Annotated in this window: 18 protein-coding genes; 5 read left to right on the forward strand and 13 right to left on the reverse strand. The window is 53.2% G+C overall.

The window, feature by feature from the left end:
* The first annotated feature begins 56 nt into the window (after positions 1-56).
* On the forward strand, positions 57-698 hold the full coding sequence (gene sspA / locus ABDW13_RS19650) for a stringent starvation protein SspA (RefSeq protein WP_343554226.1): 642 nt from the start codon (positions 57-59) through the stop codon (positions 696-698).
* A gap of 3 nt (positions 699-701) precedes the next feature.
* A complete protein-coding gene (sspB, locus tag ABDW13_RS19655) occupies positions 702-1,190 on the forward strand; it encodes a ClpXP protease specificity-enhancing factor (protein ID WP_343554227.1) in 489 nt (162 codons plus the stop codon).
* A gap of 54 nt (positions 1,191-1,244) precedes the next feature.
* Here the strand turns inward: sspB and ABDW13_RS19660 are convergent, their stop codons facing one another.
* Both ABDW13_RS19660 and ABDW13_RS19665 read right to left on the reverse strand, forming a co-directional pair.
* Positions 1,245-2,999 (reverse strand): sulfite reductase subunit alpha, encoded by a 1,755-nt coding sequence (locus tag ABDW13_RS19660; RefSeq protein WP_343554228.1) that lies wholly within the window; start codon positions 2,997-2,999, stop codon positions 1,245-1,247.
* Between the two features lie 65 nt (positions 3,000-3,064).
* Positions 3,065-8,596 (reverse strand): glutamate synthase-related protein, encoded by a 5,532-nt coding sequence (locus tag ABDW13_RS19665; RefSeq protein ID WP_343554229.1) that lies wholly within the window; start codon positions 8,594-8,596, stop codon positions 3,065-3,067.
* An 897-nt stretch (positions 8,597-9,493) separates the two neighbouring features.
* Here ABDW13_RS19665 and arcB point away from each other — a divergent pair.
* On the forward strand, positions 9,494-11,830 hold the full coding sequence (arcB, locus tag ABDW13_RS19670; protein ID WP_343554230.1) for an aerobic respiration two-component sensor histidine kinase ArcB: 2,337 nt from the start codon (positions 9,494-9,496) through the stop codon (positions 11,828-11,830).
* Between the two features lie 895 nt (positions 11,831-12,725).
* Positions 12,726-13,448 carry a monofunctional biosynthetic peptidoglycan transglycosylase gene (mtgA, locus tag ABDW13_RS19675; protein ID WP_343554231.1) on the forward strand — a complete coding sequence of 241 codons (723 nt, stop codon included), beginning with the start codon at positions 12,726-12,728 and terminating at the stop codon, positions 13,446-13,448.
* A gap of 4 nt (positions 13,449-13,452) precedes the next feature.
* Here mtgA and npr read toward each other — a convergent pair whose 3' ends face one another.
* From npr to ABDW13_RS19730, 11 genes are all read right to left on the reverse strand, one after another.
* Positions 13,453-13,725 (reverse strand): PTS phosphocarrier protein NPr, encoded by a 273-nt coding sequence (npr, locus tag ABDW13_RS19680; protein WP_008104379.1) that lies wholly within the window; start codon positions 13,723-13,725, stop codon positions 13,453-13,455.
* Complete coding sequence (rapZ, locus tag ABDW13_RS19685) at positions 13,722-14,576, reverse strand: RNase adapter RapZ (protein ID WP_343554232.1); 855 nt, start codon at positions 14,574-14,576, stop codon at positions 13,722-13,724. The genes npr and rapZ overlap by 4 nt, the downstream gene beginning before the upstream one ends.
* 52 nt (positions 14,577-14,628) lie before the next feature.
* On the reverse strand, positions 14,629-15,111 hold the full coding sequence (gene ptsN / locus ABDW13_RS19690) for a PTS IIA-like nitrogen regulatory protein PtsN (RefSeq protein ID WP_176505766.1): 483 nt from the start codon (positions 15,109-15,111) through the stop codon (positions 14,629-14,631).
* A 160-nt stretch (positions 15,112-15,271) separates the two neighbouring features.
* The gene (gene hpf / locus ABDW13_RS19695; protein WP_008104375.1) at positions 15,272-15,559 is read right to left on the reverse strand and encodes a ribosome hibernation promoting factor; all 288 of its coding nucleotides are present in this window, start codon (positions 15,557-15,559) and stop codon (positions 15,272-15,274) included.
* Between the two features lie 21 nt (positions 15,560-15,580).
* Positions 15,581-17,020, reverse strand: coding sequence for an RNA polymerase factor sigma-54 (gene rpoN / locus ABDW13_RS19700; RefSeq protein WP_343554233.1), 1,440 nt, complete (start codon positions 17,018-17,020; stop codon positions 15,581-15,583).
* A 48-nt stretch (positions 17,021-17,068) separates the two neighbouring features.
* Positions 17,069-17,794, reverse strand: a complete 726-nt coding sequence (lptB, locus tag ABDW13_RS19705; RefSeq protein WP_008104371.1) for an LPS export ABC transporter ATP-binding protein — start codon at positions 17,792-17,794, stop codon at positions 17,069-17,071.
* A 5-nt stretch (positions 17,795-17,799) separates the two neighbouring features.
* Complete coding sequence (gene lptA / locus ABDW13_RS19710; protein ID WP_343554234.1) at positions 17,800-18,354, reverse strand: lipopolysaccharide ABC transporter substrate-binding protein LptA; 555 nt, start codon at positions 18,352-18,354, stop codon at positions 17,800-17,802.
* Positions 18,323-18,901: an LPS export ABC transporter periplasmic protein LptC gene (lptC, locus tag ABDW13_RS19715; protein ID WP_343554235.1), complete on the reverse strand. Its 579-nt coding sequence runs from the start codon at positions 18,899-18,901 to the stop codon at positions 18,323-18,325. Before lptC ends, lptA begins: the two co-directional genes overlap by 32 nt.
* Entirely contained in the window at positions 18,898-19,464 is a 567-nt protein-coding gene (gene kdsC / locus ABDW13_RS19720) for a 3-deoxy-manno-octulosonate-8-phosphatase KdsC (protein ID WP_343554236.1), read from the reverse strand. Before kdsC ends, lptC begins: the two co-directional genes overlap by 4 nt.
* A gap of 13 nt (positions 19,465-19,477) precedes the next feature.
* Complete coding sequence (gene kdsD / locus ABDW13_RS19725; RefSeq protein ID WP_343554237.1) at positions 19,478-20,458, reverse strand: arabinose-5-phosphate isomerase KdsD; 981 nt, start codon at positions 20,456-20,458, stop codon at positions 19,478-19,480.
* Positions 20,459-20,471: 13 nt separating this feature from the next.
* A complete protein-coding gene (locus ABDW13_RS19730; RefSeq protein ID WP_343554238.1) occupies positions 20,472-21,455 on the reverse strand; it encodes a calcium/sodium antiporter in 984 nt (327 codons plus the stop codon).
* Between the two features lie 227 nt (positions 21,456-21,682).
* On the opposite strand from ABDW13_RS19730, the gene mlaF reads away from it, so the two are divergent.
* Positions 21,683-22,498: a phospholipid ABC transporter ATP-binding protein MlaF gene (gene mlaF / locus ABDW13_RS19735; protein WP_343554239.1), complete on the forward strand. Its 816-nt coding sequence runs from the start codon at positions 21,683-21,685 to the stop codon at positions 22,496-22,498.
* The last annotated feature ends 4 nt before the right edge of the window (positions 22,499-22,502 follow it).

Raw genomic sequence — 22,502 nt, forward strand, 5'->3', positions numbered from 1 at the left:
TCGCCGCGTGGTTGGCTATTCGCAGTATCTTTTTGTGAACAAACTTGGAGGTTTTCATGGCTGTCGCTGCCAACAAACGTTCGGTAATGACGCTGTTTTCTGGTCCGACTGACATTTTCAGCCATCAAGTACGCATCGTACTGGCTGAGAAGGGCGTCAGCGTGGAGATCGAGCAGGTTGAAATGGATAACCTGCCGCAGGATCTGATTGACCTCAACCCGTACCGCACCGTTCCTACGCTGGTCGACCGTGAACTGACGCTGTATGAATCACGCATCATCATGGAATATCTGGATGAGCGTTTCCCGCATCCACCGCTGATGCCGGTTTATCCGGTGGCGCGCGGTGAAAGCCGTCTGATGATGCATCGTATCGAGCAGGATTGGTACAGCCTGATGCGCACCATCGAAACAACCAGCGGTGCGGAAGCGGATGCAGCGCGCAAGCAATTGCGTGAAGAGCTGCTGGCGATTGCGCCACTGTTCGCACGCACGCCGTTCTTTATGAGCGAAGAGTTCAGCCTGGTTGACTGCTATCTAGCACCGCTGCTGTGGCGTCTGCCGCAGATGGGTGTTGACCTCTCTGGCGCAGGTTCTAAAGAGCTGAAAGGCTATATGACGCGCGTGTTTGAGCGTGACTCATTCCTGGCGTCACTGACCGAAGCAGAACGTGAAATGCGCCTGCAAGCCCGGGGCTAATGTATGGAAATGTCGCAACTAACGGCGCGTCGTCCATATTTGCTGCGTGCGTTTTATGACTGGTTGCTGGACAACCAGCTGACGCCGCATCTGGTGGTCGACATCAATCTGCCTGGTGTGCAGGTGCCGCTGGAATATGCGCGTGATGGGCAGATCGTTCTGAACATCGCGCCACGTGCGGTTGGCAATCTTGACCTCGCCAATGATGAAGTGCGTTTTAATGCGCGCTTCGGTGGCGTACCGCGTCAGGTTTCTGTGCCGATGGCTGCGGTTCTGGCGATTTATGCGCGTGAAAATGGTGCAGGCACGATGTTCGAACCGGAACCGGCTTACGAGTTGGCTACCGACGAACAGGAAGGCGGTCAGGAAGAGACGATGATGTCTGTGATTGATGGCGATCGCCCGGATGATGCGACTGATAATGATGATCACTCGCCAGATGATGAACCGCCGCCGCGTGGCGGGCGTCCTTCACTGCGTGTTGTGAAATAAAAACATCAGAAATAAAAAACGGGCCACTTGGCCCGTTTTTTTATACCTGCACGCTTAGTAGACGTCGCGCAGATAACGCTTATCTTTCTTCAATTGATCAACGTAAGCAGCGGCACGTTCGCTGGACAAGCCACCAAACTGACGAACCACTTCATACAGCGCCGCATCAACATCTTTCGCCATGCGCGATGCATCGCCACACACGTAGAAGTAAGCGCCATCTTGCAGCCAGGCGTAAAGTTCAGCGCCTTTCTCCAGCATGCGGTTCTGCACGTAAATCTTCTCTTCCTGATCGCGTGAGAATGCCAGATCGAGGTTGGTCAGCAAACCTTTCTCCTGCCATGCGCTCAGCTCTTCTTCGTAGATGTAATCGTGTGCCTGATGTTGGTCGCCGAAGAACAACCAGTTTTTACCTTCTGCGCCAGTCGCCTGACGTTCCTGCAGGAATGCGCGGAACGGTGCGATACCGGTGCCAGGTCCAACCATGATCAGCGGCGCATTGCCGTTAGCTGGCACGCGGAACGCTTTGTTTGGCGAAATGAAGATTGCCGGCTTCTCGCCGCGGCGCACGCGTTCTGCCAGATAGGTTGAGCACACGCCTTTACGCTCGCGGCCGCCGCTGTGGTAGCGCACGGAAGCGATAGTCAGGTGAACCTGATTTGGATGCGCTTTAGAGCTTGAAGAGATCGAGTACGCACGATGCTGTAATGGACGCAACATGGCAACGAACTCCGGTACTGACAAGCTGCGTGTCAGCTCAAGCTGCAACAGATCCAGCGTGTCTTTGCCCCACAGCCAAACGGCCAGCGTGTCTTTATCGTCATGCTGCAATACGTGACGCAGTTCCTGGTTGGTGGTGTGTTGTCCAACCCACTCAATCAACTTGCGTGACGGCTCTGAGATTTCAAACTGATAAGTCAGCAAATCGCCAAGGTTACGATCAAAGCTCGGTACTGGCGTTTCGTAGTCCGCTTTCAGTTCGGTCAGCAGCAACGATACCAACGCTGCGTCGTTAACCGGGATAACGCCCAGCGCATCACCGGCTTCATATTTCAGGCCGCTGTCGGTGAGGTCGAACTCAAAGTGACGAATATCTTTGGCAGATTCTTCAGCAGAAAGGCGCTTGTTAGTCGCCAGCGCGGCGGCATACGGGTTCTGCTTGTTGCTGCCTGGAATCACTGGCGCTTCTGGCGCGCTTTCTAATGCTGTACCGCTGCTGCCGGCACTGGCAGCAAACTGTGGCATTGCAGTACCAATCCACTCACTGGATGGCTCTTCGTAGTCGATATCGCAGTCGATACGATCCGCAACGCGTTTGGCGCCCAACTGCTCCAGACGCATATCGATGAATTTACCGGCCTGGCAGAAACCGTCATAGCCGGTATCGCCAATCGCCAATACTGCAAAGTGCATCTGTTCCAGACGCGGCGCGGTGCTGGCTGAAATCGCATTCCAGAACAGTTGGGCGTTGTCCGGCATTTCGCCTTCGCCGTAAGTTGACGTCACGATCAACACGTGGCGCATAGTGGCGAACACATCCAGATCCACTTCGCCCAGCGCTTGCACCACCGGCACCAAACCTTTGGCGCGTGCGGCTTTAGCGGCAGTTTGCGACAGCGCTTCGGCATTGCCGGTCTGCGAACCGAACAGGATATGCAACTGCGTGTTGGTGCTGGCACCCGCAGCCGGTGCGCTCTGCTTGTCTTCTAATACCAGCAGGCGCGAATGGAGACCGGCAAGGAAGCCCGCCAGCCAGTATTTCTGTTCACCGTTAAACGGCGCATCTTCAGGAATGTAAGGAATTTTCATCGGTACGGCACTCAATCCTGTTCTAAATTTTCAGTCTAAATTACACACATTCATTAGTGCTGTAATCAGGAAAGTTTCCCGACAGCAGCGGCGATTTCAGGCAGTGCGGCACGCGCAAACAGCTCTTCGAAATCAGGCAGATGGCCAAGAACCTCACGGTTACAGGCATCCTGGTAAATGATCCAGCCGTAAGTGGCGAGGCTGTCCATTGAGCGAATATTGCGTTGTTTCAGCGCCGCTTTGTAATCCGCCATACGTTTCGCGGCAATCAGGCTTGCCAGTTCATCATCGCTGTAGCTTTCAATCGCAGAGCGCGCGTGACGTTGCAGCTTACTGATCAGCGAGAAATCTTCGGTCATCAGCAGGTTACGTACTGCTTTCTCCACTGCCGGATCTTCTACCGCGGTGCCTTTCGGCAGTTTGCCGAGCGCCAATTGCTGCGCAAGGCTCAACACGGTGTAGTTGTTCAGCAGGACAAACATCTCCAGCGTGTCGGTTGCGCCATAAGCCGGTACCGCGCCATTGGCGATAGTTTTACCGTCGCGCCAGGCAGATTTAAATTTCGCTACCTGATGCGCAGCCAGCGAAGTTGACAGCTCTTCCAGCAAATCTTTACGCGATTTGGCCTTCAGGATCTCGCTGCTGTCTTGATACAGCAACAGCGAACGTGGCATCACATAGACAAAGTGGTGACACTCAGTTTCCCAGTTATCCAGCAGCCATTTGGCGCGCGGCGATTGGGTCGCTTCCAGATGCCAGTTCAGCATGGTCAGCACCGCTTGTTTGTGGACCTGCGCCATTTCGTCTTCATCAGCGATGGAGCCAAACAGCACGGAATCACCTGCGGCGTGAGCTGCCAGCGAGCCATACGGATCGTATTGGTAAGCGAAACCGCCGCTCATGCCGTTGCCGAAGCCTTTACCAAAGGTGCCGAGGTTAAGGATGGCGCCGTTGGTCATGTATTCGCAGCAGAAATCGCCAACGCCTTCAACCACCGCGGTTGCACCAGAGTTACGTACCGCGAAACGGTCACCCGCCTGGCCTTGTACGAACAGACGTCCGCCGGTCGCGCCGAACAGTGCGAAGTTACCGATCAGCACGTTGCCATCGCTATCCTGCGCGCCGCCGCCTGGAGACATCACCACCAGCTCACCGCCGCATTGGCCTTTACCGACGCCATCGTTGCAAGTGCCGTAATGCTTCATTTGCATGCCATCGTTGCAGAATGCGCCGAATGATTGGCCCGCAGAGCCGCTGGTGTGAATCAGCACGCTGCGTGGTGCCAGATAATGGCGTCCACGATCGTCTTTCATTACCGCTGGCAGCGCAGCCAATTGATCCTTCGGCAATTCGTGGTTGAGCATACGTTCGATATCGATCGCTAACTGACCGCCAACACTCTTGTTACGGTTGTTCAGGGTGGTGCCCGCGCCCAGCGCGATTTCACGGTTTGATTCGCTAACCAGCGTGGTTTTCAGCTCCTCCACCCAGCCATCATCCAGCTCAAAATCTTTTTCCAGATACACTGGCTTAGCAATTTTCTGCTCTGGCACCACGGTCAACATGGCGCGCAGATCCAGCTTGCCAACTTCCAGCGGGTGATCCATCAAGTGCAGCAGATCCGAACGACCACGCGCTTCGCGCAGTGAACGCAGACCAAGGCGTGCCAGGAATTCACGCACTTCTTGCGCCACGTTGATGAAGTACTGCGCCAGCTGACGTGGATCGCCATCAAAGGCTTCGGCATTGGTGGTTAAACCGGCCGGGCATTTGACGTTACAGTTTTTCGCCATCACGCATTTCAGCATCATCAGCGCGGTGGTACCGAACTCGAAGCTATCGCCGCCGAGCAGGGCAGATTTGATCACATCGCTGCCGGTTTGCTGCGCGCCGGAGCAACGCAGTTGGACTTTGTCGCGCAGACCGTTGGCACACAATGCTTGATGCACTTCAGCGATACCGATTTCCGCCACGCGGCCGGTATATTTCAAGCTGGTTACCGACGCTGCGCCGGTGCCGCCGGTGTTACCCGCGACGTTAATCACGTCTGCGCCGGCTTTCGCCACGCCGACCGCAATGGTGCCGATGCCTTCGGATGAAACCAGCTTAACGATGACGCGCACGCGCGCGGCTTTACAGTCGTGAATCAGCTGCGCCAAATCTTCGATTGAATAGGTATCGTGATGCGGCGGCGGTGAAACCAGCTCCACACCCGGCGTACCGCCACGTGCTGCGGCGATCTCTACCGTGACTTTCGGTGCTGGCAACTGTCCGCCTTCACCTGGCTTCGCGCCTTGACCGATTTTGATTTCCAGCTCTTCCAGCATTGGGTCGGCCAGATACGCCGCCCACACACCAAAACGACCGGACGCCAGCTGTTTGATGCGCGATGCGCGGATGGTGCCGTGACGCGAATAGTGCTCGCCACCTTCACCACAGTTACTCATGCCGCCCACCATGTTGGTGCCGTGCGCTACTGCTTCGTGCGCAGGCGCAACCAGCGCACCGTGGCTCATCGCGCCAGAGGCGAAGGTGCGGGTGATTTCGTGTGCCGGTTGAATCTCTTCCAGCGGCAGCGAAGGCAGCGCGGTGAAGATCAGCGACAGATAATCAGCCGCTTTGCCGTAAGCGGTGATGTGCAGCACGCCATCCGCCACGTTGGTGCTTTCGATATCGTCGATGAAACGGGTTTTCAGTGCGCGCGCCAACGCTTCGAGACGCTCGTTCTCTGGTTTCAGGCCGGCAATCGCATCGATCAAACGCAGTTCGAATTGGTTCAGGCTGCCATTCACCGCTTCGCACTTCAGGCCGCGTGTCGCAAAGCCGTTGTTGACCAATGAGTAACGACCGAGTTTGCGACCAAATTCGGCTTCGCTATCGACATGCGTCAGGTCGCACGGCAGAGCCAGGATGTCACGTAGCGCGGCTGGACGACGCTTACGCTCAACGTACATCAGGCTGGAGAACTGGCGATAATCCGGCGTGATCGCAAAGGTATCAATCACCTCATTCGGGATACGCTCGAAGCTGCTGTCTTTAAAGGCATCGGCTTTGATGTTGAATGCGTTATCCAGTTTGGCCAGCGTCATCAGGCGGATGAAGTTGTCCTCTTCGCGCTCTTTGTTGGCGAAGCGAATCGGTTGTTCCGTCATATCAATAAAGGTACGAACCGCGATGGTGCCGTAAGAGTGGCCCGCGCCTTCTGCACGCTCTTTAAACAGACCCAGTAACGGTACTTCGGCTTCGCCCTGAATTTTCAGGGCACTTTGATGCCAATCCACCGCCATCTGTGCGATAGCCGGGAAGCCCGCGCCGCCAACTGGGGTTTTGATATTCGGGAAGTATTTCTTCAGCACCGGATCTTCGGTATCGAGGAAGTTTGGCTCGAAGAATTCACCGCAGCTGTAGCTCTCTACGGTACACAGGCCGACTTTGCCCATGGTTTTCATCAAGGCTTTTTCTGCTGCTTTGGCATAGCGTTTAAAGGCTTTGTTGCCCTCGACGCCTTCACCAAATTTCTCTTCGGCACGCATCTGTACGCCCAGCGGATAAACCGCTGATGCACCAAAGCCCAGCGTTGCAGCAATATGGTGTGAAGAGATGCTTTGTCCGCTTTCTACCACCAGCGAGACATCCAGACGCAGACCTTCTTGCACCAGACGTTGGTTGATGGCGGAAACCATCAGCAGCATTGGGATTGCCGCGTGCGTTGATGAAATGTGGCGATCGGTGATCACCGCGATGCCGCCTTGCTGGCGCGCAAAATCCACCACTTGCTGGGCTAAATCATCAATGGCTTTTTCCAGCGCATTGGCGTTGGCTGCACGGCTAACGATATCTTTGCCGACCACCGGCTCATACAGCATCTCGAAGCGTTTGTATGGGGCAACGGTTTGCTCGCGCAGACGCAGCATGTCGAGGTGCGTCAGAATCGGCGTTGGCACAATGATTTGCTGGCCTTTGCTGCGGCCCAGATGCGGCTTGGCACCCAAGGCTACGCGCAGCGTCATGCCGTCCGCTTCACGAATGGAGTCCAACGGCGGGTTCGTGACCTGTGCAAAACGTTGCGAGAAGTAGTGCGCCATGCCGCCTTCGTGGTCGGACAGGCCGTTGATGGCGTTGCCGTAACCCATCGCGGAGATCTTCTCAGCGCCGGTTTGCAGCATCGGGTCCATCATGAATTTGAAGCTTTCCTGGTTGTAGTAGTAAGCAACAAAACGTTGATAGGTTTTGAGGTCACCACGATAACGCAGCGGCGAGCCAAGCTGCTCCGCCTGAATCTCTGGCAGATCGCCAAGATCCACGCGCGCTTTGCTCAGCAGCGAGAGGTAATCCTTCTCGGCAGCCAGTTTTTCCAGCGCTTCCACCGTAGTGTAAGAGCGTTTTTCTTTGTGATCGTAATAGAGCATGCCGCCCGCTTCGATACGACCGCGACGCAGCACGCTTTCTGGTGGGAAGGCAATCTGGCCTGCTTCTGACATCGCACCGATGTATTCAGCCGTTTCCACTGAACGCAGCGGGCGCAAGCCGAGGCGGTCAAGACGGGCACCAATCACTTCGCCGTTACCGAAGATCAGCGCAGCCGGGCCATCGTTCTTCTCTTCATATAAAGAAAAGTATTCCAGCATGGCGCGCACTTCATTCGACAGCGACGTGTCGTTTTCCCATGCTGGCGGCATCATCGAAACCACCGCGTTGATCAGGTCGAGGTTATCTTCCATCAAACGGCTATGAATGCTCTGGTCGAGACGCGAACTGTCTGACTGGCCTTTTGGACGCACGATTTTCTTGCCGCGCGCCAGCATCAATGCTGCTTCCGCGATGCGGTTTTTACGATCGGTGTTCAACTCGCCGTTATGCGCCATTAAGCGGAACGGTTGCGCCATGGTGGTGTGCGGATCGGTGTTGGTGGAGAAGCGGGTATGGAAGAACAGCCCGCGCACCTGGTGATCGGCATCGGTTAAATCTTTGAAGTAAGGAATCACTTCGTTGGAGTTCAGGCGTGCTTTGAACACCTGCGTGCGCGAGGAGAGCGACAGCGGATACAGTCCGCCAAACTCGCTTTCAGTAAAGGCGCGTGCTTCGATATCCAACAATGCGCGATAGATCTGGCGCTCGAATTCGAGTTGTTCGGTAATGTCCTGCGGCGCAGCAAATACCCACTGCACAATCGGTAACTGGAATTGCAGGGCAGCAGGGCGCGTTACGCTGCCATCGAGCGGCATGTCGCGCTTGATCAAAATAGGGAAGTTATGAGCTGCCAGCGTCTCTTCTACTAAACGCTCAGCGTTAGCGCGCAGTTCCGCGTCTTTCGGCACAAAGAAGTTACCGACGCCAAAGCGGCCGGCTTCCAGCGCCAGTCCTGTGACTTTGCGGAAGAAGTTCAGAGAGAGATCGACGTTGACGCCAGCACCATCGCCCACGCCTTCGGCAGACATGCCGCCACGGTGCGGTACCGTGCACAACGCGCTATGGGCCATCTGCAGGATCTCATGGGTCTGCTCGCCGTCCTTACGGGTAATGAAACCTACACCACAGCTGTCACTGCCAGCTGATGGGTCATACAAACCATAGGGATTCGGTTTTTGCGTGGACATTGAGAGTCTCCTTAACTTCTTTGACATTACCTGCATTATTCGCGTACCGGCACGTTGCTGAATGGCTAACGCAGCGGTATCAATTCTTGTGCCGCACTATAAAGAGCGGGCGTCGCAACACCGAGCAAGGGCTCTCAAGACACTGTTGTCACGTCCTTAATGAGCTGCTCTGTTAATCCGGTCTCTTACGGGAGATAGCTTGCATCTAGAGGGAGTCTTCTTGCTGCATAGATATGCCGAGACACAGGCCCGCCAGGCTAGCGCCCAGTGGAATTCCAACTTATCGGGAAAGCGAACTCAGGTCAAATAGCCCGCTTTGTTGAGGGGAAATAGCACTTTCGCGCGTTAACATCATGAATGTGAAGGTTTTATTGCGTAAATATATGTCAATTAACCGCTGCGCATTCCCCCAGGAAGTGTGAGCCGTCTCACTGTGAGCTAGCCCTCTAATATCTAAACAATGCTGGCAGGTAGGCTTATAACAGCATTAAATTCTGTTGGGGGCAGATCATACACAGCATGTATCTGTTTTTCTTATGGCGTCATATTTGAATCAAAATGGTGCTGCCATTAGTAAAATTAATCACGCCACGATCGCGTAAAAAATCGTTTAAGTTGAATGGATATGCAATAAAGAAGTGCAACCAATAGGCGTATTGGCTGCCAGAGTGCTGATTCGCACAGGATGTTGAGAAAAGGCCCGCAAAAGCGCGGCCCTCCAGATTATTCAGTTGGCAGAATTAGTCAAGCGCTTTAGGCATATAGCCGGGAACGTCGGCGAAATCACGTTGTGATGCACCATTACAGGGCATAACCGCCGCGATACTCCACCGTGAAGCGGCGCAGTGCGGCGATAATTACGCTATCATGAGCCAGATTTCGTTCAGGGAGCTCGTAATGAAACAGATTCGTCTTTTAGCGCAGTATTACGTTGATTTGATGGTCAAACTTGGCCTGGTACGTTTTTCACTGCTGCTCGCCTCGGCGCTGGTGGTGCTGGCGATGGTGGTGCAGATGGCCGTCACCATGGTTTTGCGCGGCCATGTAGAGAGCATCGACGTCGTACGCTCTATCTTCTTCGGTCTGTTAATTACGCCCTGGGCAGTCTATTTCCTCTCGGTGGTGGTCGATCAACTGGAAGAGTCGCGTCAGCGCTTGTCGAAGCTGGTGGATAAGCTGGAAGAGATGCGCACGCGCGATCTTGAATTGAATCAGCAGATGAAAGAGACCATTACGCAGCTCAACCAGGAAATTAACGATCGTATTAAAGCCGAGCAGGCGCGCGAGCAGGTAATGGATAAGCTGCGTGAAGAGATGGCGCGGCGTGAGCAGGCGCAAATCGAGCTCGAACAGCAATCTTCGTTCTTGCGCTCCTTCCTTGATGCTTCGCCGGATTTAGTGTTCTACCGCAATATTGATAAGCAATTCTCTGGCTGTAACCGCGCTATGGAGTTGCTCACCGGCATGAGCGAAAAGCAGTTGATTGGCCTGACGCCGCGCGATATCTACGACGATGAAGCGGCAACCAAAGTGCTGGAAACCGATGAGAAGGTGTTCCGCCATAATGTGTCGCTGACTTACGAGCAGTGGCTGCAATATCCAGACGGGCGCAAAGCCTGCTTCGAAATTCGAAAAGTGCCGTATTACGACCGCGTAGGCAAACGCAGCGGCCTGATGGGCTTTGGTCGTGATATTACTGAGCGTAAGCGCTATCAGGACGCGCTGGAGAACGCCAGCCGCGAGAAGACCACCTTCATTTCTACGATTAGCCACGAGCTGCGTACGCCGCTGAATGGCATTGTTGGGCTGAGTCGCATCCTGCTGGATACCGATCTCAATCAGGAACAGTTGAAATACCTCAAAACTATCCACGTTTCGGCCATCACGTTGGGCAATATCTTCAATGATGTTATTGAGGTGGACAAAATCGAGCGACGCAAAGTGCAGTTGGATAATCAACCGCTGGACTTCACCGGTTTCCTCGCTGATTTGGAAAACCTTTCCGGTCTGTTGGCGCAGCCAAAAGGGCTGAAGTTTGTCATGGCGCCAGAATTGCCGCTGCCCCATAAAATCTCCGCAGATGGAACACGCCTGCGCCAGATTCTGTGGAATCTGATTGGTAATGCAGTGAAATTCACCCAGCAGGGCGAAATCGTGGTGCGCGTGGCTTATCGCCAGGATGAAACGCTGCACTTCGAGGTGCAGGACTCCGGCATGGGAATTCCGCAAGAGGAGCAGGATAAGATCTTCGCCATGTATTACCAGGTGAAAGATCAGCACGGCGGCAAACCAGCAACCGGCACCGGCATTGGTTTGGCGGTTTCACGTCGTTTAGCACAGGCGATGGGTGGCGATATCAGCGTCAGCAGCGTTGCCGGGCAAGGTTCGTGCTTCACCGTTGAGATCAACGCGCCACGCGTTGCTGAGGAAGTCGAAGACGACAATCTGGACGACAGCATGCCGCTGCCGGCGCTGCATGTGCTGCTGGTGGAAGATATTGAGCTTAACGTCATCGTGGCGCGTTCGGTATTGGAGAAGCTGGGATGTAGCGTTGAAGTGGCGATGACCGGTACTGATGCGCTGGCGATGTTTGATCCGCAAGAGTTCGATTTAGTCCTGCTCGACATTCAATTGCCGGATATGACTGGTCTGGATGTTTCACGTGCGATTCATCAGCGTCATGCCGGTAAATCACTGCCGCCGCTGGTGGCGCTGACGGCCAACGTGTTGAAGGACAAAAAAGAGTATCTCGATGCCGGCATGGACGATGTGCTGAGCAAGCCGCTAGCTGTGCCAGCGTTGACCGCGATGATCAAAAAGTTCTGGGATTATCAGCCGGAGCAAGAAGAGCTCGTCAGCACTTCTGCAACCGAGCAATCGCGCACGCTGTTGGATGTGGCGATGCTGGAGCAATACATCGAGTTGGTCGGCCCGGGTTTGATTACCCAAAGTCTTACTATGTTTGAACAGATGATGCCGGGCTATCTGGATGTGTTGGATTCCAACATGATGGCGCGCGATCAAAAAGGCATTGCCGAGGAAGGCCATAAGATTAAAGGCGCAGCCGGTTCGGTGGGTTTGCTGCATTTACAGCAATTGGCTAAACAGATTCAGTCGCCGGAATTGCCAGCATGGTGGGACAACGTACAAGAGTGGATCGACGAACTTAAACAAGAGTGGCGGAATGACGTGAAGGTGTTACGTGATTGGGTCGCTGAGCGCGAAAAATCATAGGACGCTAGAAAAAAATGACCCCAGTCGAAACTGGGGTGCGCGAATACTGCGCCAACACCAGGGAAATGGGTACTGCTGCTATTATTGGAAATCGAATCAAAAAGCAACAGTTTGGTATTGGTTAACGCTTCCAAATCACCTTAACAAATTCGCCAACGCTTGCGACAAGATTCATTAAATTGTGTGATGTTGAGCAGCGATTAAATACAGAAAACATTAATTTGCTGACACAGTCAAGCAAGGAATTAATTTCTTTGCCATATTGTACTCTTTTTGACCAAATGTTCTACTTTTTGCCTGGTTTTGCTTCACTCATCAGCAGGAAAAGCCTGCAAGCAGCAGAGAAAATCCAAATCCGACAAAAAATTGGTGCTAAGTTAGATTAACATGCTGATATGTATTGATAATGTTGGGATTTATGCACGGTTATCCAAAACGTTTTGGAAACCCTCAGCAGAAAGTTCCAGTTTACACTGTATCGAATAATGTAAACCTAAAGCGTGGTAAAACGCTTTACCAATATTGACAGTAAATGTGGCTGAGATGCAGGCGAATTAGTCGCGTTTTTCAGAATGGTCTCGCTTATCAATGAACATCCTCGAAGACTACTAAATATTATAGTTAAGCGATGTGAAAGGTTTTACGTGAGCAATATCACATTCAGTTAAGTATCTGCAGCGCGTTATTGTGGTGGTTATAATGCAATGGAACCGATTCCTTTTTATCGGAAGTGCTTGATGTAAATGGCTCTAATAGAGGAACGTTGATTGCTTTGGCAACAATTTACCCTGAAAGAGTTAGATGAATGAGGATAAATTTTAGCGGTCAATTACGGGTGTTTGATATTGTGACTCGAGTGATTGATTAATGCAGGGAACAGGTAAGAGATAATTGCATGAGTAAGAGTAAAGGGAAGCTGGGAAAACGCATTAAAGTGCTGATTGCAAAAGTTCTGTTGGCTTGGCTGGGCATCTGGTTAGCGGGCATTCTGCTGTTTGCATTTATTCCAGTGCCGTTCTCTGCCGTCATGGTCGAGCGGCAAATCGGTGCCTGGTTTACCGGCCAGTTTGGTTATGTTGCCCACTCAGATTGGGTTGGCATGGATGAAATCTCGCCGTGGATGGCGCTGGCGGTAATCGCATCTGAGGATCAAAAATTTCCTGAGCATTGGGGTTTTGATGTTGATGCCATTCAATCGGTGCTGGATAACGATGGCAACGAACGTATGCGCGGCGCATCGACCTTGTCACAGCAAACAGCAAAGAATCTCTTCTTGTGGGATGGACGGAGTTGGGTGCGTAAGGGGTTGGAGGCAGGTTTAACGGTTGGGATTGAAACGGTGTGGACCAAACGCCGCATTCTCACGGTTTATCTCAACATTGCGGAATTTGGTAACGGCGTTTTTGGCGTGGAAGAGGCGTCGCAGCGCTACTTCAAGAAACCTGCCAGCCAGCTCACCATGTCTGAAGCCGCGCTGTTGGCTGCGGTGCTGCCGAACCCGATTCGTTTCCGCGCCGATGCGCCTTCTGGCTATATTCGTCAGCGGCAACAGTGGATTATGCGTCAGATGCGGCAGTTGGGCGGGGAAGGTTTCCTGAATCGCTACAAGCTGCACTAAAACGTTAGTCTTCGTCGAAACCCGCTTCAAACAGTTCGATGACCGCCGCCAGTGCCTGCTCTTCTTGTGGGCCGCTGGCTTCAATTTCGATATGGCCGCCTTTGGCAGAATCAAGCATCAGCAGCGCAATCACGCTGCTGGCTTCTGCTTCTGTGCCAGATTCGTTGCGCAGCAGCACTTCCGCATCAAAACTCTGCACCAGCTCAAACAGCTTCATCGCTGGGCGTGCATGCATGCCCAGTTTGTTACGAATTTCAACGGTTTGCTTCACGGTCATGATTTGCGCTTTTCCAAAGTACGATGACGAGATTGCACGTTTTTACCGCGTGAGCGGAAATAATCTGCCAGTTGCTCGGCGATATACACTGAACGATGCTTGCCGCCGGTACAACCAATGGCAACCGTTAGGTAGCTGCGGTTGTTGGTTTCCAGCATCGGCAGCCACAATTCCAGATAGCTGCGCGTTTGATAGATGAAGTTATGCACTTCGGTATGGCGATCGAGGAAGGCCGCGACAGGACGATCCAAACCGGTCATTGGGCGCAGTTTCGGATCCCAGTGTGGATTCGGCAGGAAACGCACATCGAACACGTAATCCGCATCGATCGGAATGCCGTGCTTAAAGCCAAAGGACTCAAACACCATGGTCAACTCACGCTCACGTTTGCCCAACAAGCGTGTGCGCAGCATTTCCGCCAATTCATGCACTGACATTTCAGAGGTATCGATGATCAGGTCGGCGCGTGAACGCAGCGGCTCCAGCAGATCACTCTCTTCGTCGATGGCGCTTTCCAATGACAAGTTTTTGCTGGAGAGCGGATGCAAGCGGCGCGTGTCGCTGTAGCGGCGGATCAAAGTATTGCGATCGGCATCCAGGAACAGCAACTGAGGTGAAAAAGAATCCGGCAGATTATTCAGAGCAGTTTCAAAAATCTCCGGTGATTCCGGCATGTTGCGCACGTCAATGCTGACTGCCGCAGAGATATTGCGTTCGGTTAAGGTATTCGCCAGCTCCGGCAATAACACCACCGGTAAGTTATCGACACAGTAAAAGCCCATATCTTCAAGGGCACGCAGCGCGACTGATTTTCCCGAGCCTGACCGACCGCTAACGATCATCAGCACCATCACATTTCTCCCGTTTTAAACCGGCGAAAACGCCGGTAAAAGTGTTTGTCGCTTAAGAGTGTTCTTCCTGAGCTTCTGTGATAATGGCGTAGAGCTCTTCATCGCTTTGTGCCGCGCGTAAACGGCGACAAACGGTTTTATCCGCCAGGCGTTTGGCGACCAGCGAAAGCGTGTGCAAGTGGGTTTTACACTGGTCCGCAGGCACCAGCAGGGCAAACAGCAGGTCAACCGGCTGATTATCGACCGCATCAAAAGCAATCGGCTGATCAAGGCTGATAAACACGCCTACGGCACGCAAAGTGTCTTCTTCCAGCTTGCCGTGGGGAATGGCGATGCCGTTGCCAATGCCGGTACTGCCCATCCGTTCGCGGGTCAGGATTGCTTCGAAAAGCGTCTGGTGCGGCAGATTGAGCTGCTTCGCTGCCAGCTCGCTGATAATTTCCAGCGCGCGTTTTTTACTCTGGCAGTGTACGCCGCTACGGGTACAGTCCAGTGAAAGGACCGAGCTCAATTCCAGTGTCAGATCGTTGTTCATCATCGTTTCACTTGCGAGTTCACTTAGCCGCGAGAATCAGGCAATTGATTTCATTGCCTTTCACCCGCTGGCGCTTGCGCAGATGACAAAACGGGGCGGTACAATCCGCCCCATCTTTGCTCTAAGTGCCGAATCAGTCAGCACTCTGCAAGCGTGAAGGTTAGTGTTTTTTCAGTTTGTCTTTGTGTTTGGTCAGCTGACGGGAAAGCTTATCGATTAACCCGTCGATGGCCGCGTACATGTCTTCCGCTTCCGATGTGGCGTGCAGCTCCCCGCCGTTGACGTGCAGTGTTGCATCCGCAATCTGCGTCACCTTCTCTACTTTTAGAACAATATAAACCTGATTGATACGATCAAAATAGTGTTCCAGTTTGGCAAATTTGGTATTTACAAATTCGCGCAGAGGTTCGGTAATCTCAACGTTAAGCCCGGTAAGGTTTAGCTGCATAGGTCTTCCTTCTTCGTTCGGTCAAACCAACTGTTTACGCTGATTTGATGGCGGTATCGATAAAGACTCGCGATATTTAGCAACCGTACGTCGCGCTACCATGATGCCCTGATCGGATAACATGGAGGTCAGTTTGCTGTCGCTCAAGGGTTTTGCGGGGTTTTCCGCGGAGATCAATTTTTTCACCAACGCACGAATCGCCGTGGACGAGGCTTCGCCGCCGCCTTCAGTATTGACGTGACTGGAGAAAAAATACTTCAGCTCAAAGATGCCACGCGGGCTGTGCAAATACTTCTGCGTGGTCACACGGGAAATCGTGGATTCATGCATATCAACGGCTTGGGCAATATCTGCCAGCACCATCGGACGCATGTACTCCTCGCCCTGCTCAAAGAACGCCTGCTGCTGTTCAACGATACAACGTGTCACTTTCAGCAGCGTGTCGTTACGGCTCTCCAGGCTCTTAATTAGCCACTTGGCTTCCTGTAAATTACTGCGGATATATTGATTGTCGCTGTCATTGCGGCCTGCGCCGCCCATTGCTGCGTATTGCTGATTGATTTTCAGACGCGGCATGCTGTCGGAATTGAGTTCCACCGTCCAGCGTTTATGGATTTTGCGCACCAGCACATCGGGAATCACGTATTCCGGTTCGCTGGTGTTGATTGATTGGCCGGGACGCGGATCAAGCGATTGAATCAGCAGCATCGCGTCCTTCAGCACTTCTTCCTTGAGGCGTGTCACGCGCATCAGGCTGCGGAAATCGTGGTTGGCCAGCAGATCGAGATGTTCGCTGACGATCAAGCGCGCTTCTGCCAACATCGGCGTGTCAGCGGCATATTGCGAGAGTTGTACCAGCAGGCAATCACGTAAATCACGTGCACCGACGCCGACCGGATCGAAACGCTGCACGCGTTTCAGCACCGCTTCAACTTCATCCAGCGCCAACTCTTCGTCACCAATACTGTCATAAATGTCTTGTAAGCTGACGGTGAGATAGCCGGTATCATCGATAGCATCGACAATCGACGTGGCGATGGCGCGATCGGTGTCAGAAAACGGCGTTAACTCCACCTGCCACATCAGATAATCCTGTAGCGATTGGGTGGTTTCGCCTTGATAAACCGGCAGTTCATCATCTTGATAATCAGTGCCGGTGCCTGAAGGAGTGCCCGCGGTGTAGATTTCATCCCAGGTGGCATCAAGTGGCAGCTCATCCGGCATGTCTTTCTGTTCAAGCGCTTCTCGCGTGTCTAACGAATCGCTCTCTTGTTCCTGAAATTCGCGCGCATCGACTTCTTCATGCAGATCGGTTTGTTCAAGCAGCGGATTGCTTTCCAGCGCCAGTTGCAGTTCTTGCTGGAGTTCAAGCGTAGAAAGCTGCAGCAAGCGAATTGCTTGCTGCAGCTGTGGAGTCATCGCCAGTTGTTGGCTGAGCCTGAGTTGCAAACCTTGCTTCATAATTCGATTAGAATTTCCTAAGCAAACGTAGGGTGTTACGACACCTTATCAGAGTCTGAACTCTTCGCCCAAATAAACACGCTTAACCTGCTCATCTACAAGAATTTCATCAGGCGTGCCATGGGCAATTAAATGGCCCTGGCTGACGATGTAAGCGCGTTCACACACGGCGAGGGTTTCACGCACGTTGTGGTCGGTAATCAGCACGCCAAGGCCGCTGTCACGTAAATGCTCGATGATTTTCTTGATGTCGATAACCGAAATAGGGTCAACCCCGGCAAAAGGTTCATCCAGCAGGATAAATTTCGGATTGGCGGCCAGCGCGCGGGCGATTTCCACACGACGACGTTCACCGCCTGACAGCGCTTGCCCCATGCTGTCGCGCAGATGCCCGATGTGGAACTCTTCCATCAGTTCATTGGCGCGATCCTGGCGCTGTTCTTCCGTCAGGTCATCACGAATCTGCAATACCGCCATCAGGTTGTCGTAAACACTCAAGCGACGGAAAATCGACGCTTCCTGCGGCAGATAACCGATACCGCGACGTGCACGGGCATGCAGCGGCAGAATACTGATGTCTTCATCATCAATCACGATGCGACCGGCGTCGCGCGGCACAATGCCCACCACCATGTAAAAGGTGGTGGTTTTACCGGCACCGTTTGGGCCAAGCAGGCCGACAATTTCGCCGGATTTCACCTGCAGGCTAACATCTTCCACCACGCGGCGGCCTTTGTAGGCTTTCGCCAGGTTTTCAGCGATCAGTGTGGCCATAGCAATCAGTTACTCTTTTTAGGGCTCGCAGACGAACCGTTTTTATCCTGCAGCTGCGACGGTACCAGAACGGTGGTCACACGCTTGCTCTCACCCTGGCTGTAAGCCTGCATTTTCTGCTCTTTCACCAGGTAAGTGATGCGGTCGCCTTTGATGTTGCTGTCCAGCTGCTGAATGTAAGCGTTGCCGGTCAATTCAACAAAATCGTTGGCCAATTCGTAATGCAGTTTCGAAGCGTGGCCCTGCACCGGTTTGCCGCTGTCCTGCATTTGATAGAAGGTGGCGGGATTACCGTAAGCATCCACGATGGTTTTTTTGCTGTCGCCACCAGGGCGCGTAACCACCACTTTATCCGCGGTGATCTTGATGGAACCTTGGGTCACAATCACGTTGCCGGTAAAGGTCGCGACGTTACCTTGCAGGTCCAACGCTTGATTAACGGAATCGATATTAACCGGCTTGTCTGAATCGCCGGTCAATGCCAGTGCAGGTAAACTCGTCGCCAGCAGCGTACTCACCAGCAATAACTTAAGGCTGTTTTTGTTCATTTTGGATTTCATAGGAAGTTTTGACCTTTTCAAGCAGCTCAGCATTCTTCGTCCGTAAGTTGCCGCGCATCTTCGTGCCAGTGGAATTAAAACTGCGGCCAAAAAGGGTGACTTGATCGTCAGACGTCACATCCTGGGTGACCAAATTAACCTGCGCGTTATCGGTAAGGATACGCTCAAGTTGTGAATCCTGAGTCAACGTATTGACGACAACATGACCATAAAGATAAAGCATGCGATCTTTCGTCAGCTTGGCTTTATCGGAGCGTACTGACCAGGTTGGCACTTTATTTTCGTCATAGGTGGTCATCACCGGATTATCAAACCAACTTACCTCATCGGCAGAAAAGTAGGTCACTTTATCCGAGATCAGTTTGTAGCCCAGCGCGCCCGTTGGGTTATATACCACCGTATTGGATTTTTCGCTGGTGTACGTCGGCTCTTGATCGTTGGTCGCCACCGGCGTTTTATTGTCATCCTGGTTGGTGAGATTCCAGCCGATCAGCACCAGGGCGATCAAGGCCAGAATCAGCGTCATCCAACGCCTGCTCTTACTCATATAGATTGCCCTTTGGCATCCTCAAATTTGTTCTGTGCCATCAAAATCAGATCGCACAATTCGCGCACTGCGCCACGACCGCCGGCAATACGCGTAACGTAATGCGCGCGCGGCAGCAAAATCGGGTGAGCATCGGCCACCGCCACACTCAAACCTGCTTGCGCCATCACTGGCCAGTCAATCAGATCATCGCCAATGTAGGCCACCTGATCGGCAGTGAGTGACAGTTTATCCAGGAGTTCACGCCAGGCCAAAAGCTTATCCGATTGTCCCTGGTAAAGATGCGTAATGCCGAGCGTCTTACAGCGATCTTCCAGCAGTTTTGCTTTGCGGCCGGTAATAATAGCCACTTCGACGCCGGAGGTCAGCAGGCAACGCACGCCATAACCATCGCGCACGTTAAACGCCTTTAGCTCTTCGCCGCTATTGCCCATATAAATCACGCCATCTGACATCACGCCATCGACGTCACAAATCAGCAGGCGAATTTGCGCGGCTCGTGCCATCACGGCTGCGCTTACCGGGCCGTAGCAGGTCTCGACCATCGCGGTTTCAGCACTCATTTTTTGTTCCCGTTCAAACTACGCCAGCGCGCAGCATGTCATGCATATGTACCACACCGAGCAGGCGATCGTCATCGGCGACCAGCAGGGCGGTGATGTTTTTGTTTTGCATCAGATTCAGAGCATCAACCGCCAGCATATTCGGCCTTACGCGAATGCCGCCGCTGGTCATCACATCCTGAATGCTGGCCTTTTGGAAATCGATGCCCATATCGAACACGCGGCGTAAGTCACCATCGGTGAAGATGCCTTCGATTTTCATCAGGTCATCGACAATCACCGTCAAACCGAGATTTTTGCGGGTGATTTCCAGCAGTGCATCGCGCATTGAAGCATCGCGGCTAACATGTGGAATTTCATCGCCGCTGTGCATGATATCGCTAACGTGCAGCAGCAGTTTGCGACCCAACGCGCCGCCAGGATGCGACAAGGCAAAATCTTCCTGCGTAAAGCCACGTGCTTCCAGCAACGCTACAGCCAGTGCATCGCCCATTACTAAGGTCGCGGTGGTGCTGGTGGTGGGCGCAAGGCCAAGCGGGCATGCTTCCTGCGGCACGTTCACGCAGAGATGCACATCGGAGGCGCGGCTCATCGCGCTTTCCGGCCGACCCGTAATGCAGATAAGCTGCACTTTCTGACGCTTAAGTACCGGAATCAACGCCAGAATCTCACCGGATTCGCCGCTGTTGGATATCGCAATAACCACGTCATTAGTGCTGACCATGCCGAGATCGCCGTGGCTGGCTTCACCGGGATGAACAAAAAAGGCTGGCGTGCCGGTACTGGCAAAAGTCGCCGCCATCTTTTTACCGATATGGCCGGATTTTCCCATGCCCATCACCACGACTTTGCCGCGGCAGGCGAAGATCATCGCGCAGGCGCGGCTGAAATCATCATTGATATATTGATCAAGTTGCTCCAGCCCTTCGCGCTCAATGCGCAGCACGGCTTTGCCCGCTTGCTGGAAGTCGAAATCCGGTTGCTGATGTGACATGGTCAGTCCGTCCTTAATAACTTGCGAGAAGCGTAGGGCTGAGCCACAGCCACAGCACCCACACGACAAATCCCGTTAACAATAAAATGCCGGCGGTGCGTCCAATGCGACGCTTACGCAGTAGGCAAAGTAGGGCGAACAGCACGCTCACGCCGAGCATCACCCAGTAATCACGTGCGAAGGCATGCAGATCAACGCTGCCCGGATGAATTAACGCAGGCAGGCCGAGCACAATCGCCAGGTTAAAAATATTGGCGCCGATCAGATTACCAATGGCGATATCGTCTTCACCCTTCAATGCGCCCGCGACCACAGTAGCCAGTTCTGGCAAGCTGGTGCCGACCGCAATCAGCGTTAAACCCATCACCAATTCGCTCACGCCAAAGTAGTCGGCAAACACGGTGGCATTGTCGATCACCATGCTCGTCGACATTGGCAGAATAATGAGTGCTACCGCCAGCCACAAAAAGGCCACGGTATTGCCGGCTTCATCGCGCGGCAGTTCGGCCAATTGTTCGCGGGTCAAGGTGTCGTTGTTGTCACGCTCCGCGCGGCGGGCAATGCGGATCACCACCAGCAAATAACCCAATGCAATCAGCAAAAGTGCTGCACCATCGAGTCGGCTGAGATAGTTGTCAAATAGCATGATGCCGCTGAGCAGTGAGACTAGCAGCATTAATGGTAGTTCGCGCCGAATGAGATTGGAGTGTACCGTTAAGGGGTGCAGCAGTGCGGCGCCACCAAGAATTAAGAGAATGTTGGTGATATTGGAACCCAGCGCGGTGCCAACGGCTAAATCCATCTGTCCATGCTGCGCGGCTGAGAACGAGACAATCAATTCCGGCAATGATGTGCCAATGCTGACCACCGTCATGCCAATGATCAGCGGCGGGATGCCAAAGGATCGACAAAGGATCGCGGCGCTAAACACCAAACGGTCGGCTCCGTAAACCAATAAAATCAATCCGATAAACAGCAAGGCAGAAGCTACGAACATTAAAAATCCTTGATGGATGGATGTGTCGGCGAACCTTGTCCGACAGCGAAATACAGTCTGCACGCGGTAACAGGCGCTGATTTTGACTGTCTGAGAGGCAAAAGTAAATTTTAAGGCCGTTTTCGCCACACCAAGTGGGTAAGTTTCTGTAAAACTATCGTGCATTTGGGGCTAACAGGCTAACATCCATCGCTTTGAAAACGCCCGACCCGCATAAAGAGGTAAAGATGATCCAGCAGCAAACGAATCTGGTTGAGGTTCGTGGCGTCAGTTTCACGCGCGGAGATCGTACCATCTTCGACGACATCTCGTTAACCGTGCCTGCCGGTAAAGTGACCGCGATTATGGGACCGTCTGGCATTGGTAAAACCACGCTCTTGCGTCTGATTGGCGGGCAATTGCAGCCTGACAAAGGCGAGATTTGGTTCCGCGAACACAATATCCCGACGCTTTCCCGCACTAAATTGTATGAAGTGCGCAAAAAGATGAGCATGTTGTTCCAGTCAGGGGCACTTTTCACTGACCTTAACGTCTACGAGAACGTTGCCTGGCCGTTACGTGAGCATACGCAGTTGCCGCCAGAATTACTGCACAGCACGGTATTAATGAAGCTGGAAGCGGTTGGTTTGCGCGGCGCGGCTAAACTGATGCCGGCTGAACTCTCTGGCGGGATGGCGCGCCGTGCTGCACTGGCACGTGCTATTGCGCTTGAACCAGAGCTGATCATGTTTGATGAGCCGTTTGTCGGCCAGGACCCGATCACCATGGGCGTGTTGGTAAAGTTAATTGATGAACTCAACCATGCCTTGGGCCTAACCTGCATTGTGGTTTCACACGATGTGCCAGAGGTATTGAGCATTGCCGATCATGCCTATATTGTTGCCGGACAAAAAATTATTGCTCAGGGCAGTGCACCGGAACTGCGGGAAAATCCCGATCCGCGTGTGCGCCAGTTTATCGAGGGTCATGCGGACGGCCCAGTTCCGTTCCGTTTTGCCGCTGGGGATTACCTCAGCGACTTAACCCGCGCAGGGAGAACGTAAGCTG

The organism is Pantoea sp. (assembly GCF_039594315.1).
Taxonomy (GTDB): Bacteria; Pseudomonadota; Gammaproteobacteria; order Enterobacterales; family Enterobacteriaceae; genus Pantoea.